This is a genomic window from Halomonas sp. AOP7-E1-9 (genome assembly GCF_052376035.1).
Taxonomy (GTDB): domain Bacteria; phylum Pseudomonadota; class Gammaproteobacteria; order Pseudomonadales; family Halomonadaceae; genus Vreelandella; species Vreelandella citrativorans.
Genome location: NZ_JBQSVC010000016.1, coordinates 63440 through 80156, shown reverse-complemented (window position 1 = coordinate 80156; position 16717 = coordinate 63440). Strand labels below are relative to the sequence as shown.

12 protein-coding genes and 1 pseudogene are annotated in these 16717 nt (G+C 54.7%); 9 read left to right on the top strand and 4 right to left on the bottom strand.

Annotation, left to right across the window (positions count from 1 at the left end):
• The first annotated feature begins 260 nt into the window (after positions 1–260).
• From ACT3R4_RS10825 to ACT3R4_RS10815, 3 genes are all read left to right on the top strand, one after another.
• A complete protein-coding gene (locus tag ACT3R4_RS10825; RefSeq protein WP_441678937.1) occupies positions 261–1076 on the top strand; it encodes a hypothetical protein in 816 nt (271 codons plus the stop codon).
• Positions 1077–1351: 275 nt separating this feature from the next.
• Positions 1352–2260, top strand: a complete 909-nt coding sequence (locus ACT3R4_RS10820; RefSeq protein WP_441678939.1) for an MBL fold metallo-hydrolase — start codon at positions 1352–1354, stop codon at positions 2258–2260.
• 97 nt (positions 2261–2357) lie between these two features.
• Positions 2358–4358, top strand: coding sequence for a RecQ family ATP-dependent DNA helicase (locus ACT3R4_RS10815; RefSeq protein ID WP_441678941.1), 2001 nt, complete (start codon positions 2358–2360; stop codon positions 4356–4358).
• Here ACT3R4_RS10815 and ACT3R4_RS10810 read toward each other — a convergent pair.
• Both ACT3R4_RS10810 and ACT3R4_RS10805 read right to left on the bottom strand, forming a co-directional pair.
• Positions 4339–5454 carry a metallophosphoesterase gene (locus ACT3R4_RS10810; protein ID WP_441678943.1) on the bottom strand — a complete coding sequence of 372 codons (1116 nt, stop codon included), beginning with the start codon at positions 5452–5454 and terminating at the stop codon, positions 4339–4341. The genes ACT3R4_RS10815 and ACT3R4_RS10810 overlap by 20 nt on opposite strands.
• A 134-nt stretch (positions 5455–5588) precedes the next feature.
• Complete coding sequence (locus ACT3R4_RS10805) at positions 5589–6539, bottom strand: LysR family transcriptional regulator (RefSeq protein WP_441678945.1); 951 nt, start codon at positions 6537–6539, stop codon at positions 5589–5591.
• 185 nt (positions 6540–6724) lie between these two features.
• Between ACT3R4_RS10805 and ACT3R4_RS10800 the strand changes: the two genes are divergently transcribed.
• On the top strand, positions 6725–7783 hold the full coding sequence (locus tag ACT3R4_RS10800) for an SDR family oxidoreductase (protein ID WP_441678947.1): 1059 nt from the start codon (positions 6725–6727) through the stop codon (positions 7781–7783).
• Positions 7784–8047: 264 nt separating this feature from the next.
• On the opposite strand, the gene ACT3R4_RS10795 is transcribed toward ACT3R4_RS10800, so the two are convergent.
• On the bottom strand, positions 8048–8614 hold the full coding sequence (locus ACT3R4_RS10795) for a DUF2946 domain-containing protein (RefSeq protein WP_441678949.1): 567 nt from the start codon (positions 8612–8614) through the stop codon (positions 8048–8050).
• Positions 8615–8870: 256 nt separating this feature from the next.
• Here ACT3R4_RS10795 and ACT3R4_RS10790 point away from each other — a divergent pair, with 256 nt between their 5' ends.
• Complete coding sequence (locus ACT3R4_RS10790) at positions 8871–10265, top strand: PepSY-associated TM helix domain-containing protein (protein WP_441678951.1); 1395 nt, start codon at positions 8871–8873, stop codon at positions 10263–10265.
• A 71-nt stretch (positions 10266–10336) separates the two neighbouring features.
• On the opposite strand, the gene zigA is transcribed toward ACT3R4_RS10790, so the two are convergent.
• Complete coding sequence (zigA, locus tag ACT3R4_RS10785) at positions 10337–11563, bottom strand: zinc metallochaperone GTPase ZigA (protein ID WP_441678953.1); 1227 nt, start codon at positions 11561–11563, stop codon at positions 10337–10339.
• Positions 11564–11836: 273 nt separating this feature from the next.
• Here zigA and ACT3R4_RS10780 point away from each other — a divergent pair.
• From ACT3R4_RS10780 to ACT3R4_RS10765, 4 genes and pseudogenes are all read left to right on the top strand, one after another.
• Positions 11837–13251, top strand: a pseudogene (locus tag ACT3R4_RS10780) (ethanolamine ammonia-lyase subunit EutB).
• Entirely contained in the window at positions 13241–14107 is an 867-nt protein-coding gene (gene eutC, locus ACT3R4_RS10775) for an ethanolamine ammonia-lyase subunit EutC (RefSeq protein ID WP_441678955.1), read from the top strand. The pseudogene ACT3R4_RS10780 and the gene eutC overlap by 11 nt, the downstream one beginning before the upstream one ends.
• Positions 14108–14223: 116 nt before the next feature.
• Positions 14224–15978, top strand: a complete 1755-nt coding sequence (gene aceK / locus ACT3R4_RS10770) for a bifunctional isocitrate dehydrogenase kinase/phosphatase (RefSeq protein ID WP_441678957.1) — start codon at positions 14224–14226, stop codon at positions 15976–15978.
• Between the two features lie 24 nt (positions 15979–16002).
• On the top strand, positions 16003–16716 hold the full coding sequence (locus ACT3R4_RS10765) for an SIR2 family NAD-dependent protein deacylase (RefSeq protein WP_441678959.1): 714 nt from the start codon (positions 16003–16005) through the stop codon (positions 16714–16716).
• The last annotated feature ends 1 nt before the right edge of the window (position 16717 follow it).

Genomic DNA, 16717 nt, shown 5'->3' with positions numbered 1-16717 from the left:
GTGTCTTGATGGGGAGTGTATTCGGTTTTGTGGGGCTGATGTTAGTACGGATGTCCTTGGTAAAAGGCTAAATAAAGTCAGCGGCAGCATTGCACAACCATAACGATAGCTCAACGGCCTTCAAAAAACACTTGGTCAGTTATGGTGATGATAATTATTCCAAGGCATAATTAGCTTTCAGGCGAATCAGATTGCGAAAAGAGTTTCCTCTGGAAAAGTAACGTTACTGTCCCTTTTTACTTAATTTGAAGGAGTTAGTTTTGAATATTTCACGCTGTATTGCTTTCTCGTCTGTTCTGTTGCTTGCTGCATGCGGTGATAGTGTTCCTGAGGCGACTGATGAGCAGCTAGTTTCATTGTTGGGTGAGCACGAAGAAGCCTATGGTCAGCCGATGCCACCCAGTATTTTGCGCAATACTGAAGAGTGTGTGCGCCTGCTTGCTGGGTTGGAAGATGAAATCGTACAAGATATTCCTGACGAGTATCTTGGAAGAATTAAAGCTGACTGTCGCACTGATCTGCGTGACAAGCTTCAGGAGAGCGAACTGAACCCTATAGGTATAGAGCTCTCACACTTTGAAAATAGAGAACTGGGAGAACGAGTCAGTGAACTTGCAGAGCCTTCACGCGTAGCCGCGCGACAGGCCCGAAATGAGGCAAGAGACGCCAAACAGAAAGCCGATGCCGAAGCGAGAGAAGCAGAGCAACAGGCCAAAATCGACGAGGCACGAGAAAGGATAGTAGTGCTTCAATCCGAGTTGGATGATCGACTGCAAAAATTTGCCCAATTATGTACAGAGTTTATTGAATCTCGACAGTTGGCCTTTGACCAAGATATCACGGTACCAGGTCACTTGAGATGGTCCACGCCTAGTGTCTGTAAAGATAACTTTGCTCAGCAGACAAGATCGCAAATTGGAAATGTGAGCGAACGTCTTGCAGCACTAGAACCTGGTGGCGGAATGTTCGGGCCGTCAATACCTTATCTGGGCGTGGCCGATGCTGAGTACCTGGATGCGCAGAAAGAAGATTTAGAAGGCAAGGTTCAGGAAGTGAACCAGCTGCTCAGTGAGTGATTGCTACTATGCAAAGGCTATAAGCTTGCCCAATAAAGTGAGTCTGAGCTAACAGCCGATCAAATACTCTGCACTGAATTTGGCGCCCAAAGTGGGTGCCGTTTTTGTGCGGCCAGAAAATCAACCGTTAAAAAGTTTAAAGCTGTGTATTTCCAGCACTTATACCGATGGTGAGTAGTAATATCTCTTATTCTATATGCGGCTATGATTATAACCTTTAAGGGAGGGTGGTAGGCTGTTAAAAACCATTCATCATTAGGTAAAAGAGAGACAGCATGAAGACGTTTGCACGTTCAGCGAGTACGGGGCAGGGCATGCCGGAGGTGGCAGGCTTTTTTGATCCGCGTACGTTCAGCGTCCAATACATCGTCAGCGACCCAGCCACAGATAAGTGCGTGATTATCGACCCGGTGCTGGATTTTGACGAAAAGTCCGGCGCAACTGCCACCCACCATGCCGACGAGCTGCTTGCCTATGTGTCGCAGCACGGCCTGAGTGTGGAGTGGATTCTGGATACCCACCCCCATGCGGACCACTTCTCCGCGGCGCAGTACCTAAAAGAGAAAACCGGCGCGCCGACCGCGATTGGCCAGCACATTACTAAAGTACAGGCGCTGTGGAAGGAGATATACCACTGGCCGGAAATGCCCGCTGATGGTCGCCAGTGGGATAAGCTGCTTGCGGCGGGCGATACCTTCAATATTGGCGAATTAAGCGCCCGTGTGCTGCATTCACCGGGGCATACGCTGGCCTCGATTAGCTATGTAATAGGCGATGCAGCGTTTGTACATGACACCCTGTTTCAGCCGGATTTTGGCACCGCTCGGGCTGATTTCCCCGGCGGCGATGCCCGGACACTCTGGCACTCTATTCAGCAAATTCTTGCGCTCCCCGACAGCACCCGCCTGTTTACCGGCCACGACTATATGCCGGATGGCCGCGAGCCGAAATGGGAAAGCAGCGTGGCTGAACAGCGCGACAACAATCCGCATTTGGTGGGAAAAAGTGCCGCGGATTACATTGCCCTGCGCGAACGGCGCGATAGCGAACTGCCCATGCCGAAGCTGATGCTTCACGCGCTGCAGGTCAATACTCAGGGCGGGCGCTTGCCGGAGCCCGAAGCCAACGGCAAGCGCTATCTGAAAATCCCCCTGAATGCCTTGAAAGGGGCGAAGTGGGACTAGCAATAGCGCCAGGGTATATCACGTCTTTCATTGGTGAAAACGTCCTGAAACCGGTAGCGTAATTAGCTCAGGACGTAACCCCTCTCTAGGAAGGCGCATGACTTCAATTTCTCCGCAACAAACGCTGAAAGACGTATTCGGTTTTGATGACTTTCGCGGTGGCCAGCAGGCCGTGGTCTCCCGGGTGTTAAAGGGCCACTCTACGGCGGCTATCTTCGCCACCGGTGCGGGGAAGTCACTGTGTTATCAGTTGCCTGCGCTGCATCTACCCCATTTAACGCTGGTGGTGTCGCCGCTTTTAGCGCTGATGCAGGACCAGCTGGCCTTTTTAACCCGGCATGGCGTGGCGGCGGCCACTATTGATTCTACCCAGGACCGCGACACCATGCGTGATGTGATGGAGCGTGCCAGAAGCGGCGAGTTGAAAATTCTCATGGTGTCGGTGGAGCGGCTCAAGAACGAGCGTTTCCGGAATTTTCTACGCCAGGTGAATATTTCGCTGTTAGTGGTCGATGAAGCCCACTGCTTGTCTGAATGGGGGCATAACTTTCGCCCCGACTATCTTAAGTTGCCCGAGTACCAGCGCGAGTTCGCAATCCCTCAAGTGCTGCTGCTGACCGCCACGGCCACGCCTGCGGTGATTGCCGATATGGGCGAGAAATTCTCCATTGATCCAAATAATGTGATTACCACAGGCTTCTATCGGCCCAATCTTGAATTACTGGTGCACCCAGTAGCGGGTAACCGTCAGCAACATTTGATCGATTGGCTAAAGCCTCAAATGCAGCCGGGCAATGAAGCGCCCAGCATCATTTATGTCACCTTGCAGCAAACTGCTGAACAAGTGGCCAGCGCCTTGGCTGCCCAGGGAATCAGCGCTCAGGCGTATCACGCGGGGCTGGATTCAGTGCGACGAGATGAGATTCAGCGCCAATTTATGAGTGGGGAGTCGCCGTGCATCGTGGCTACCATTGCATTTGGCATGGGCATCGATAAAGGCAATATTCGCAACGTCGTGCATTTTGACCTGCCCAAATCCATCGAGAACTATAGCCAGGAGATCGGGCGGGCAGGACGCGATGGCCTGCCTTCCACCTGCCTGACTATGGCAGGGCGTGATGGCTTGCGCGTGCTGGAAAACTTTGTGTACGGCGATACGCCGGAGTACGCGGGTATTGTGCGCTTGCTTGAGGAGGTCGCCGCCGCCGGTGCGACGCCCGAGCGCCAGTGGGAAGTGCTGCTCAATGTGTTGTCACGCGATACCAATATTCGCCTGCTGCCGCTGAAAACCCTGCTCGTACGGCTGGAAATGCACGGCATTATCGCACCGCGCTTCGCCTTTCTAGCGGAATACCGGTTGCGTTATCACACTGAACCAGAGGCGCTGGTTGCACGCTTTCAGGGTGAACGGGCGGCCTTTGTCCGCCTGCTGGTCGATAATATCCCCATCGCCCGCACCTGGGGGAGTGTGGATTTCGAGCGGCTGCAGTCGGCAGGGCAGGCGCAACAGGTCGATGCCTCCCGCGCTCGCGTGATTACCGCCCTTGAGTACTTTCAGGATAAAGGCTGGCTGACGCTGGAAGGCAAACGAATGACCGACGTGTATGACGTCCGTCAGCCGGAATTCAGCCTTGAGGGGCTGGCGAGCCAGCTATATGACGAGTGTTTAGCGCGCGAGCGGAGCGAGATCGAGCGGCTGCAGGCCATGCTGGCGCTCTTTGAGTCCGATACATGCCTGACCCGGCGTTTAACCGAGCACTTTGGCGACACAACGTTAAGCGCAAGCGACGATAGCCGTTGTGGGCACTGCTCGGTCTGCTATGGGCATAGCGTTCAGTTGCCCGCTGCGCCGTCTTTACCGGCACTGGCAGACGCCGATTTCAGCCGTTACGCCGCGCCCTTTATCGAGCGCCATACGGCGCAAACAGGCCAGCCTCCCAACCGCCAGCGGCTAGCCCATTTTTTGTGCGGCCTGAGTATGCCGGTGTTTACGCCGCTCAAGGCGCGCAGCCTTGATGGCTTTGGCGTATTCGAACAGCGCGCCTACCCTGAGGTGAGGCAGTGGGCAGAGTGGTGTCTTAACCCTGGCGCAGCGTAATGCGGGTGAGTTCTGAAGGCTTGCCTAAGCGCAGCGCAAAGCCAGGCCAGAGCCCGGTGCCGTTATTGACGTAAAGCGTCATTCCGTCAACATCGTAAAAGCCTGAGACAAAACCGTTATTGGCCAAGGCCACAATACGATCAAACCCCCAAATCATACCGCCGTGGGTGTGGCCGGAAAGCTGCAAATCAACCCCGGCGGCAGCTGCCCTAGCGGCATCAAACGGCTGGTGGTCAAGCAGGATAATCGGCGCGCTAGTGGGGGCGTCAGCGATTGCTTCGTCTACATCCGGCGCGGGCCAGCCGGTACGCGGTGCTCGTAAATCGGTGATGCCAGCAAGCACCAGGTGGGCACCGTCTCGTGTGATCACAGCATGTTGATTGGCCAGCGTCTGCATACCAAGTGATTGGTAATGCGCCATCCACTGCTCGTACCCAAAGTAATATTCGTGGTTGCCGGGGCTTGCATAAACGCCATCCGGCGCCGAAAGTGCTTGAAGCGGTGCTACATCCATCCGTCGGGTTTCGAGGTCGCCGTCGATCAGGTCGCCGGTAATCACGATTAAATCAGGTGCCAAGGCGTTGGTTTTGGTGACCACCGCGTTAACCCATGGCGCCTCAAATAACCGGCTGATATGCAGGTCGGTTAAATGAATTATTTGATACCCGTCAAACTGCGTGGGCAGCCCGGTAATGGTTACTTCAACCTCCTTCATGGGCGGTACGCGCACTGCCTGGTTGACCCCAAAGGCCGCGATGCCCAGAGCGATGATCCCAATCGCATAACGCAAAGAGGCGGGGATCTTGAGTCGCCGCCTTTTTGCTGCCATTAAGAGAAGCGTTACCGCATCAACGATGAGTTGTAACACCGCCAGAAAAAGGAGGGTGCCGAACAGCCAGTTGATCATTAGCACCATGCTTCTGGGTACCTCGGGGGAAAACATACTGCCAAAGGCCAAAAACGTCAGCAGGTGGTGCTGTGAAACGAGAAGCAGTAACGCGCTGAGGGCAATCTTGACCCATAACGGCCAACGCAGCGGTGCCAGGAAACGGGCAATAACCATCAGGCAGGGTATGGCAACGATGAAGTGAAACATCAAAGGGGACTCGTATAAGAGAGTGGGCGTAGTTATATAGATAAATGGCTAAATTAGCTATTCATCAAAAAGTGTAAAAATCGCTTGGTTCAACGGTACGTATTTGCGCTACGTACATTCGCTAAGTGTTGCCACTAAGTACGTTCATCGGGCAGGCGGCTTTCACGCCAGTTATCCCACGCGGGAGCTGGACCCACCATTTCAAACAGATGATCCAAAAAGGCACTTACCTTTCGCGTATGCAGGCGACGCTGCGCGTACAGTACATGAATATCGCGCCTGCCGGGGGCGACCTCGCAGCGCCACTCTTCAAGTACGGGTAGCAGTTTTTTTGAAGCCAATTCATCGGCGATTAACCAGGTAGGAAACATGACGAAACCCTGACCCATGAGCGCTGCTTGCACCAGGCATCCGGCATCGTTGCTATAAAGAGGGCCATCGACTTTGCAGGTAATGGGCTGCGGCTGCTCGGGATGGTGGAAATACCAACGCTGGCGGCCCATTTCGCCCTGGTAAAGCAAGCAGTTGTGCTGGCTCAGGTCATCGGGCGTATTCGGCGTGCCTGCGTGTTGCAAGTAGCTCGGCGCGGCGGCCACCACGTAATTCATCGGGGCTAAACGGCGTGCCACCAGCGTGGTGTCGGCCAGTTCGCCAACGCGAAACGTGATATCGATGCCCTCGCGTACCGGGTCGGTTAATTGATCGGTCAACATTAACTCGACGTTGACCGCCGGGTAGCGCTGCTGAAAGCGATGCAGAATTGGCATGATTTGACGCTGACCAAAGGCGACCGGCGCGTTTAAGCGCAGCACACCGGAAGGCTCGGCATTTGGCGCTGTCAGCGCTTCGGTCGCCAGGTCGAGCTGTTCAAGGATGCCTCGCACGTCTTGGTAGTAGCGCTCACCGGCTTCGGTCAGCGTCACTGCCCGCGTGTGCCGGTAGAGCAGTTGCTGACCCAACGACTCCTCTAGAGACGCAATTTGGCGCGAGATAGACGACACAGCTCTATGAAAATGACGAGCCGTGGCGGTAAAGCTGCCGGTCGCGGCAACGCGCTCGAAAACGCGTAATGCATTGAGATCCATTAGGTTGCGCCTAAAGCAATAAATATTTGCGATTTTTCCAATTGTAGCAACTCTGGTTGCTGTCCAGAATAAGCCATAACCGATACGAACACAGCGTTCGTCGTTTTCAGAGTGTTTCTCAGAGCTAACTCTTTCAAAGCAATTTTGATGGCAACGAGTTACCTCGTTTGGATAAGGAGTCGATAATGCGTAAAGGCAATGCTCTTATAGTAGGTGCTACCGGTATTACTGGCGGCAACCTGGCAAGCTATCTCAATGCTAGTGGCTGGACCGTTTATGGTTTGTCACGCCGTCCCACTACCCAGACAGGCATTATCCCTGTTACTGCTGATCTACTGGATCGCGAGGCCACCGAGATAGCCTTGGCAGATTTACCCATCACGCACGTGTTTTACTGCACCTGGATCAAGCGCGATAGTGAAAAGGCCAACGTCGAGGCCAACGGCGCGATGATGCAGAACCTGCTGGATGCCTTGCAGGGCGCGAAAATTAAGCATGTCTCGCTGGTAACCGGCACCAAGCAGTACCTGGGCTCTTTTGAGAGCTACGGCAGCGGCAAGACTGAAACGCCATTTCGTGAATCCGCGCCGCGCGTACCCGGCGAAAACTTCTACTACGCCCTTGAAGACACCTTGTTCGCCGCCGCCGAACGTGACGGTTTCAACTGGAACGTGCACCGCCCGCATACCGTGATCGGCTATGCCCTGGGTAACGCCATGAACATGGGCGTGACGCTGGCGGTTTACGCCTCCATCTGTAAGGCAACCGGCAAGCCGTTTACCTTCCCAGGTTCGCAGGTGCAGTGGAATGCACTGACCGACCTAACCGATGCGCTGGTGCTGGCACGTCAGTTGGAGTGGGCGGCCACTACCCCGGGGGCGCACAACGAAGCGTTCAACACCGTTAACGGTGACGTTTTCCGCTGGCGCCGGATGTGGCGTGAAATAGGCGAGTTCTTCGAGCTGGAAGTTGCCGATTGCCCGGAAACGCCGCTGCCGCTGGAAACACAAATGGCCGATAGCGCGCCAATCTGGGCCGACATTGCTGAGAAGCATGACCTGATGGAAGCCGATGTGACCAAGCTGGCTTCCTGGTGGCACTCCGATGCCGACCTTGGGCGTGAGCTTGAGTGCGTCAACGATGTAACCAAGTCTCGGGATTTCGGCTTTGATCATTTCCGCGAAACCCGCGGCGCGTTCTTTGATCTGTTCACCCGCTTACGCGCAGAGCGCATCATTCCTTAAGTAATACCGCTTTCAGAAAAATCGCCACCGGGGTGCCTAATGGCACCCCGTTTTTGCGTTCCTGAGCACCTTCTTGGATGTACTGGCTCAAGTGTGATGATGATACAAATGAGTTAACCGGATGCTTATTAAAAAGAGTAGCAAAGCTATTAATAATTTTAACGTATAGCAGTAAGTGTCGAGCTGTCTTGTTGTTAAGGGATGAGCTTAAAAGATATTCGTCGTATTTTTTTAAATATTAAGGCGCACTAAAGCCGGGCCTTGTTATGCTTTTAAAAAGCCTAACAACCCTATTTCTTTTTTGCTTTTACGCGTTACTATTAACACGGTTCGCGTAGATGTTTTTAAATGCTCGAAGATAAAAGAAGGCGGCCCGCGAGTTAACGCATGCGGATAGTTGTACTGAATGAACGCACCGGTCTGGAACGTAAGAAATGCGCCGCTCAACGCAACGAAGGCTTCGTGGGCAAGGGCGGGTAACGCAATAGAGAGCGACGGGCTGTGTTGCCACAGCTCACAGTAGCCGCACTGGTTGTGCCAGTCTGACAACGTGCTGGAAAGCGCGCGGCCAGTAGCCGTATCGGGTGGGGAAGAGTGCGCTACAGGGTGCTCGGCGTGTTCATCCGTAGAGTGATGATGTTCAGCATCCGCATTGTGGTGATGACTGTTGCTGTGGTTATGGAGCTGGCTGTGAGCATGGTGGCCATGGTCGTGATGACCCGCCTGGAACTGAGAAATGAGCGGCCCCGCAAATAACAGGCACATGGCTACCCACGCCATCGCTAACGTAACGCGATAGTAGGGTAAGCGTGCTGAGCGAGACAGTGGCATCAAATTCAGCCCTCACGGGGTTAACAAGAAGCGTGATTGTACCAGCCCGGTACTGTGTAACCATAAAATTATCCGTTAACGGTAGATTCCTTAAATCGCTAAGCCTTATGCGTCCTATGGTCGCTCTCTTTATATGAATGATTTAAGAAGATGTTTGTAGTGTTTTAATCGTTAGCTTTTTAAAGATTAATAATCCTTTGCATATACGTCATGTCGATAAAGCACGTTGTTTAATATCTCTTGGGAAATGATAAGCATGTCCTCAAAAAAAAACGATCCAACGCTGCCCCGGCGAAATGGAAAAATTCTCTTTGCGCTAGTAATGCGAATACACTTTTATGTGGGGCTTTTGGTAGGTCCCTTTATCCTGGTGGCCGCCTTAAGCGGTATTGTCTACGTTTTAACACCTTCGGTGGAGTCGAGGCTTTACCGTGATGCTTTAACGGCAAGTACCCAGGATGCACCGCAGCCGCTGGCGCGGCAAATTGAAACGGCGCAGTGGGTGATAGGCCAGGACACGCTACCCGCCGCGGTTCGCCCCGCACCGGATGCGCACAGTACCACGCGTGTTATGTTTGCTGACCCAGCGCTTGGGCCTTCCGAGCATCGGGCTATTTTTATAGACCCGGCAATGCTTGACGTGAAAGGCGACATGACGGTGTATGGCACCAGCGGTATATTGCCGTTTCGCACGGCGCTTGATCAGTTTCACCGTAATTTGCTGTTAGGTGATGTAGGGCGCTTGTACAGCGAACTAGCGGCGTCATGGTTATGGATCATTGCGCTGCTGGGCCTGGTGCTTTGGTTAGCGCGACGTAAAGCGCTTAAAAGCCCAAGCCCGCGTATGGCGGCACGGCGCTTGCACGCAACCGTCGGTGTTTTTGCGCTCGTCGGGCTGCTGTTTTTCTCAGCCACGGGGCTTACCTGGTCACAATGGGCCGGTGGCAATATTGGCGAATTAAGACAGGCGTGGGGCTGGGGTACGCCGAGTGTATCGACCGTGCTTCCCGCGCCAGGGGATGCAGTGAGCCATGATTCCCATGCCCATCACGACATGCATGCCGACCATGGTGTGAGCAGCGCCCCCGAAGCCGGAGATTTTGTAAGCCCGGAAGGGTTCGACCAGGCGCTTGCGGCAGCCAGGAGCGCAGGATTACTGGCAGGTAGAATCCAGCTAGAACCGCCTGCCAGCGAAGGCCGAGCGTGGCGTGTGACTGAAATTGACCGCCGCTGGCCTACCCAGGTAGACCAGGTCGCACTGAACCCAAGCGATATGCGTATTCTTGAACAAACGGATTTTTCAACGTTTCCCTTGGCGGCAAAGCTAACGCGCTGGGGTATTGATTTACATATGGGCGTACTGTTTGGCCTGCTTAACCAGCTGGTGCTGGCGCTATTTGCAGCGGCCCTGGTGTTTCTTATTGTGTGGGGTTATCGGATGTGGTGGCAGCGCGTTAAAAACACCACGGTGAATAAGGCACAAACCATGACCGCGCTGTTTATCATGCTGGGCGTGCCTGCTCAGTTGGGCCTGCTCGCCATCCTAACGCTTTTAGGGTTCGCCTTACCGGTATTGGGCGGCAGCTTGATCATTATTGCGATTATTGATGCGCTGCGCTGGGCGGCTTCCAGAAAGCACCGAAGTGTCTAAAAACGCTGATAATAAGCGCAATAGAAAAGGCCTCAGGTATCTACCTGAGGCCTTGGTGCTTGCAAGCAGATTTATTCCCACGCGGGGAAGGGGTCAGGCAGCGTTTTCCACATCTCCATGCCTTCCAGTAGCTCGCCTTCGTTGAGTAAGCAGGCATCCAGCGCTTCACGCATGCGGGCTTTATCCAGCCCTTGGCCGATAAACACCAGCTCCTGGCGCATATCCCCAAACGGCTCTTCCCACTTCTCGGTGATGAATTGGCGGTACTCGGGGTCAGTTGGCCAGCGCTCTTCAGGAACCGCCTTCCAGAACATACCGGCCATGCCGTGATGGGCGATGCCGCCTGCCTGGCTCCACTGCCCGGCCCACTGAGGGCGAGTGGCCAGCCAGAAAAAACCTTTCGAGCGCAATAAACCCTCGCCAAACCACTCGGAATGCAGCAGGTCGTGAAATTTGGCCGGGTGAAATGGGCGGCGGGCGTGATAAGCAAAGCTTCCGATGCCGTACTCTTCGGTTTCGGGTACGTGCTCGCCACGCATCTCTTTTAACCAGCCCGGCGCCTGCTGAGCGCGTTCAAAGTCAAACCTGCCAGTATTTAGCACTTTATTAAGCGGCACGCCGCCTTGGCGAATAGGCACCAGCTCGGCATCGGGGTTGAGGGAGTGCAAAATGGCTTTTAGTGCCTCCAGCTCTTTTTCGCTAATTAAATCCGTTTTACTAATCAGCAATACATCGCAGAACTCGATCTGATCCACCAGCAGGTCGGCAACGTTACGTTCATCCTCTTCGCCGAGACTTTCTCCTGCTTCCGCCAGGCTTTGCGCTTCACGGTATTGGGCAAGAAAATTGGCACCATCAACGACCGTTACCAGCGTATCCAACCGGGCGATATGGGAAAGGCTTTGGCCGTCCTCATCCTCAAAGGTAAACGTTTCAGCCACTGGCAAGGGTTCGGAAATACCGGTCGACTCAATGACCAGATAATCGAATTTTCCTTCCTTTGCCAACTGGTTGACTTCGATAAGCAGGTCTTCGCGCAGCGTGCAGCAAATGCACCCATTGCTCATCTCGACAAGGCGTTCTTCTGAGCGATTAAGTGCGACTTCGCTCTCAAGCGTTGGCTCGCCTGGGCCACCGCGCACCAGCGCGGCGTCGATGTTCACCTCACTCATATCGTTCACAATCACCGCCACACGAAGGCCTTCACGGTTGGCGAGGATATGATTGAGCACGGTGGTTTTACCAGCACCCAGAAAGCCCGACAGCACGGTAACGGGCAGGGGAGAAAACGCAGTCATTACTAGCACGCCTCTAAATGGTTTATGTTATGTGATAATATAACAATATGAAGGCAATTAGAAAGCGCGCATTAATTCAGCCAGGAAAAATCTCAGCGCTTGTATTGAGTAGGCCAGTAGCTGCGCAGCCCATTTGGCGTTTAAGGCACGCTGTTTGGAGCAGTTAGTTATTACCTTGAAGGCGGAAGAAGGGGGAGGGAAATGCATTGGGCGTAACGATCTCAAAAGCGCTATGGTGAATTCAGGATATCCAACGCGCGGCAGGTAAACACCATGGCCCAGACCTTTCAAACGACAGTAGGCAGCCGCCATTATCGCTTTAAAAGCCTTGCCGAACTGATGGCCAAAGCGACCCCGGCGCGCTCGGGCGATCGTTTAGCGGGTGTAATTGCCGAAAGCGCTGAGGAGCGCGTGGTGGCACAGATGGTGTTGGCGGAACTGCCGTTGACTACTTTCTTGAACGACGCTCTGATCCCCTACGAACACGATGAAATCACCCGGCTGATTATCGATGAGCATGACGCCGAGGCCTTTGCGCCCCTTCGGCATTTAACGGTAGGGGATTTTCGTAACTGGCTGCTCTCGGATCAGGCAACTTCAGAAGTGCTCACTGCCGTTCGCGCTGGTATTACGCCGGAAATGGCCGCGGCGGTCAGCAAACTGATGCGCAATCAGGATCTGATTCTGGTGGGCAGAAAGTGCCGAGTTACCACGGCTTTTCGTAATACCATCGCCTGCCCGGGCGGCTTTCTACCCGGCTACAGCCCAACCACCCGACGGACGATGTCACCGGCATTGCGGCGAGTATTCTGGACGGCCTGCTCTACGGCAGCGGCGACGCGGTCATTGGGATTAATCCGGCCACCGATAACGTGGCTCAAAGCGTTAAACTGATGCGCTTAATGGATGACGTGATTCAGAAGTACCAAATTCCCACCCAGTCCTGCGTGCTAACCCATGTGACCAATACGCTGGAAGCTATTGAGCAGGGCGCTCCGGTGGACTTGGTGTTTCAGTCGATAGGCGGTACCGAAGCCACCAACCGAAGCTTCGGGTTTGATTTAAGCACGCTTGCTGAAGCCGAAGCGGCTGCCCAGTCGCTTAATCGGGGCACGGTGGGGCGCAACGTCATGTACTTTGAAACCGGCCAGGGCAGTTCGCTCTCCGCGGATGCTCATCATGGGCTTGACCAGCAGACCTGCGAGGCGCGTGCCTATGCGGTGGCGCGCAAATTCAGCCCGCTGTTGGTCAATACGGTGGTGGGGTTTATCGGCCCCGAATACTTGTTCGATGGTAAAGAGATCACCCGGGCCGGGCTTGAGGACCATTTCTGCGGCAAGCTTTTGGGCGTGCCCATGGGCTGTGATGTTTGCTACACCAACCATGCTGAAGCCGACCAGAACGATATGGACAACCTGCTGACCCTGTTGAGCGTAGCGGGCTGCAGTTTCGTGATGGGCGTTCCGGGGTCTGACGACATTATGCTCAATTATCAGACCACCTCGTTTCACGACGCGCTCTACGCCCGCCGCGTGCTTGGGCTAAAAGCCGCGCCGGAGTTTGAGCGCTGGCTTGATGAGATGCAGATTTTCAACGATGTGAAAACACACACGCTAAACGACCAGGTGCCCGCCGCGTTCGCTAACAGCCTGCGCCACTTGCCTAGGGAGCCACGCCATGACATCTAACCCAACGCCTATTGTTGTAGAGAACCCTTGGGAATGGCTGCGTGCATTTACCGATGCGCGTATCGGCTTGGGCCGGGCGGGCATCAGCCTGCCTACCGGTAAGCTGCTGGAGTTTCAATTGGCCCACGCTCAGGCGCAGGATGCGGTGCATGCCCCGCTGGATGTCGAAGCGCTGGCTCAGCAGTTGCAAGAAGCCTTTGCGCTTGAACATGAGCCGCTTCGCTTGCACAGCCAAGTGGAGGACCGCGCCATGTATCTCCAGCGCCCCGATGTTGGCCGCCGGTTGAATGATGGTTCGCGGGAGCGCTTACACAATGCCCAAACGTCGCCATCACGTGTGGATCTGGCTGTGGTGATCGTCGATGGGCTTTCTGCTCTGGCGGTCCAGCAGAACAGCCAGCCATTTTTAAAAGCGCTGTATCAGCAGTTTGAGCAGGATAACGCTGAGTGGCAGTTAGCGCCGCTCGCTATCGTCGAGCAGGGCCGGGTGGCGATTGGTGATGAAATTGGCGCGCTGCTCAATGCCGATGCGGTACTGGTGATGATCGGTGAGCGACCCGGGCTTAGCTCGCCGGATAGCCTCGGACTTTACATGACTTGGGCGCCCGAGCCGGGGCTTAAGGATGACCGGCGCAACTGCATTTCCAACGTGCGCCCAGCGGGCTTGAACATGCAGAAGGCAGCCCGGCGGCTCTTTTTACTGCTTAAAGACGCCCGTAAGCTGAAAATATCGGGCGTTAAATTAAAAGATCGCAGTGAAGATGGCGTATTTGAAGACAGTGTACTTGAAGACAAGGTACTTGAAGGCGACGCAGCCGCTCCGGGCGCAACGAAAAACTTTTTGGTCGCTGATTAGCGCTTATGCCGCACGACGTGACGAGGCTACTCACTTATTCAATAAAGCGCCTTTGCTGAATGGCTTCATGGCGTTTCATCCTATAGGCTGATCAAAAAGCGACAAGAGTCCCGCTTGTGAACACCACGCCTGCCTATCGCTTGGCCGCGACCATTTTGCATGGCTTTGAAGCGTACCGTACCCGCTTTAAAGCGATCACCCTGGATGCACAACGCCGCTTTCAAGAAGGTGCCTGGCGGGAGAGCCAGCAAGCGTCCATTGCGCGGATTAATCTCTATCAGCAGCAGGTGGATGACGCGGTTGAGCGTCTCAAGCGTACGTTTTCAAATGGGTTATTAACCCATTGCGAGGTCTGGCGTGAAGCGCGTAGCCACTATGCCGAGCTAATTCGTCCGCGGCGGGATGTTGAACTGGCCGAAACCTTTTTTAACTCGCTCTTTTGCGCCATTTTCAAGCATCGCCATATTCGCAATGAGTGGATGTTTGTGATCAGCTCACGAAAGAAGGCCGCGCAGCGTTCAGGCATTGAATTGTGCCGACGCCGTTCCATTGATGGGGATTGGCAGGCGGCCCTGCGCTGGGCACTGGAAGGCGCTGCCTTGCACAACCCGTTTGCCGATATGGCACGAGATACTCGCTTGGGTGCCGCACTATTAAACAAAACGTTGCCAGACACTATATGGCAGGCCAGGGACGCCGCTATAGAGCTGCTCCACAGCGTTTTTTACCGCAATAAAGGGGCATACCTGGTGGGGCGAATCACCGGCGGCGGGGAACAAGTGCCACTGGTCTTGCCAGTACGCCACCAGGAGCATGCCGAGCAGAACACTGAGGGCGTCCCCCGGCTTCATCTGGATACCGTACTGATTACGCCTGACGATGTAGCCATTATCTTCTCGTTCAGCCGGGCGTATTTTCAGGTGGATGTCGCGGTGCCGAATGAGTGTGTGGGTTACCTGCAGCGCTTAATGCCCCATAAGCCAGCCGGTGAGCTTTACGCGGCCATTGGCTTTTTTAAACATGGTAAAACCGAGTTCTTTCGCGCGCTTAATCAGCAGGTCGCCAAGCGCGAGGATGTGTTTATTATCGCCCCCGGCGTGCGCGGGATGGTAATGGCCGTGTTTGTACTGCCAAGTGCGCGTACGGTATTCAAGATCATTAAAGACGAGTTCGACCCTGCCAAGGACGTGACACCTGATATCGTGCGCGAAAAGTATCATTTGGTGAAGCGCCACGACCGGGTAGGCCGCATGGCCGATACTCAGGAATTTTCTAACTTCACCGTGCATAACGACCATTTCGCCCCGGAATGCTTGGCTCACCTGTTGGAAGTTGCCCCCTCTACCGTGTCGCTGAAGGGCGAGAAAGTCGTCATCAAACACTGTTATACCGAGCGCATGATGACGCCGCTGAATATCTATCTGGAGCAGTGTGACGATGAGGCGCAGTTAGCGGTGCTCAAGGACTATGGCGATGCCATCAAGCAGATGGCCGCCGCCAATATTTTTCCAGGCGATATGCTGCTCAAAAACTTTGGCGTTACGCGCCAGGGGCGGGTGATTTTTTACGACTACGATGAGGTGTGTTACCTCACCGAGTGCCACTTTCGCGCTATCCCGGCCTCGAGTGGTGACGATTACCTGAGCGGTGGAAATGAAAGCTTCTCCATTGGCCCGAATGATATCTTTCCCGAGGAGTTTGGCCCGTTCATGTTTGCTAACCCGGAGCGGCTGCGGGTGTTTAAACAGCTTCACCCGGAGCTGTTTGAGGTTAGCTACTGGCAGGGCCTGCAGCAGGCCATTGTCGATGGCCGTATCATTGACGTGTACCCTTATGGAAACGAGCAGCGCTTTGTAGACGCTGAACAGTAACCGCGGTAAAGCAGCGAGGTAATCATGACGACAGCGCGCCATCTGGTGGTATTTACCGGCTCGGGGATCAGCGCCGAAAGTGGTATCAAGACATTCCGCGCAAGCGATGGCTTATGGGAAGACCACCCGGTTGAAGAGGTGGCAACGCCGCAAGGCTGGCAGCGCGACCCCCAGCGCGTACTGACGTTTTATGATCAGCGCCGAGAGCAGATTCGCAGTGCCCAACCCAATGCCGCGCACAGGGCGCTGGCAAGCCTGGAGAAGGCGGGGTTCAAGGTCACCGTTATCACTCAAAATATTGATGACCTACATGAGCGGGCAGGTTCCAGCGATGTGATCCATTTGCATGGCGAAATTTTAAATGCCCGCTCCAGCGCGGATGAACGCATGCGCTATCCGCTCGTTAAAGGCGGTATTGCGTTGGGTGATCTGTGCGATAAGGGCAGCCAGCTGCGCCCTGACGTGGTCTGGTTTGGCGAGGCCGTGCCGCTGTTTGAAGAGGCCTGCGAACTAGCCAGCCAAGCGGATTTTTTGCTGGTCGTCGGAACCTCGCTTGCGGTGATGCCCGCCGCCTCGCTGCTCTCGTATATCGACTACGACACGCCCTGCGCACTGGTTGACCCGGATGCCGATGCCTTAAGCCCACCCGGTGTACTGGCGATTAATGCCTCTGCCGGGGAGGGCGTGCCCGCCCTGGTAGAGCGCTGGAAAAGAGAAGGTGCGCTAACACTGCCTTAAC

Excerpts from the sequence above, each read along its gene's own strand:
- ACT3R4_RS10820 (WP_441678939.1), top strand. The coding sequence starts at position 1,352 with ATGAAGACGTTTGCACGTTCAGCGAGTACGGGGCAGGGCATGCCGGAG.
- ACT3R4_RS10815 (WP_441678941.1), top strand. The coding sequence starts at position 2,358 with ATGACTTCAATTTCTCCGCAACAAACGCTGAAAGACGTATTCGGTTTT.
- ACT3R4_RS10810 (WP_441678943.1), bottom strand. The coding sequence starts at position 5,454 with ATGTTTCACTTCATCGTTGCCATACCCTGCCTGATGGTTATTGCCCGT.
- ACT3R4_RS10805 (WP_441678945.1), bottom strand. The coding sequence starts at position 6,539 with ATGGATCTCAATGCATTACGCGTTTTCGAGCGCGTTGCCGCGACCGGC.
- ACT3R4_RS10800 (WP_441678947.1), top strand. The coding sequence starts at position 6,725 with ATGCGTAAAGGCAATGCTCTTATAGTAGGTGCTACCGGTATTACTGGC.
- ACT3R4_RS10795 (WP_441678949.1), bottom strand. The coding sequence starts at position 8,614 with ATGCCACTGTCTCGCTCAGCACGCTTACCCTACTATCGCGTTACGTTA.
- ACT3R4_RS10790 (WP_441678951.1), top strand. The coding sequence starts at position 8,871 with ATGTCCTCAAAAAAAAACGATCCAACGCTGCCCCGGCGAAATGGAAAA.
- zigA (WP_441678953.1), bottom strand. The coding sequence starts at position 11,563 with ATGACTGCGTTTTCTCCCCTGCCCGTTACCGTGCTGTCGGGCTTTCTG.
- eutC (WP_441678955.1), top strand. The coding sequence starts at position 13,241 with ATGACATCTAACCCAACGCCTATTGTTGTAGAGAACCCTTGGGAATGG.
- ACT3R4_RS10765 (WP_441678959.1), top strand. The coding sequence starts at position 16,003 with ATGACGACAGCGCGCCATCTGGTGGTATTTACCGGCTCGGGGATCAGC.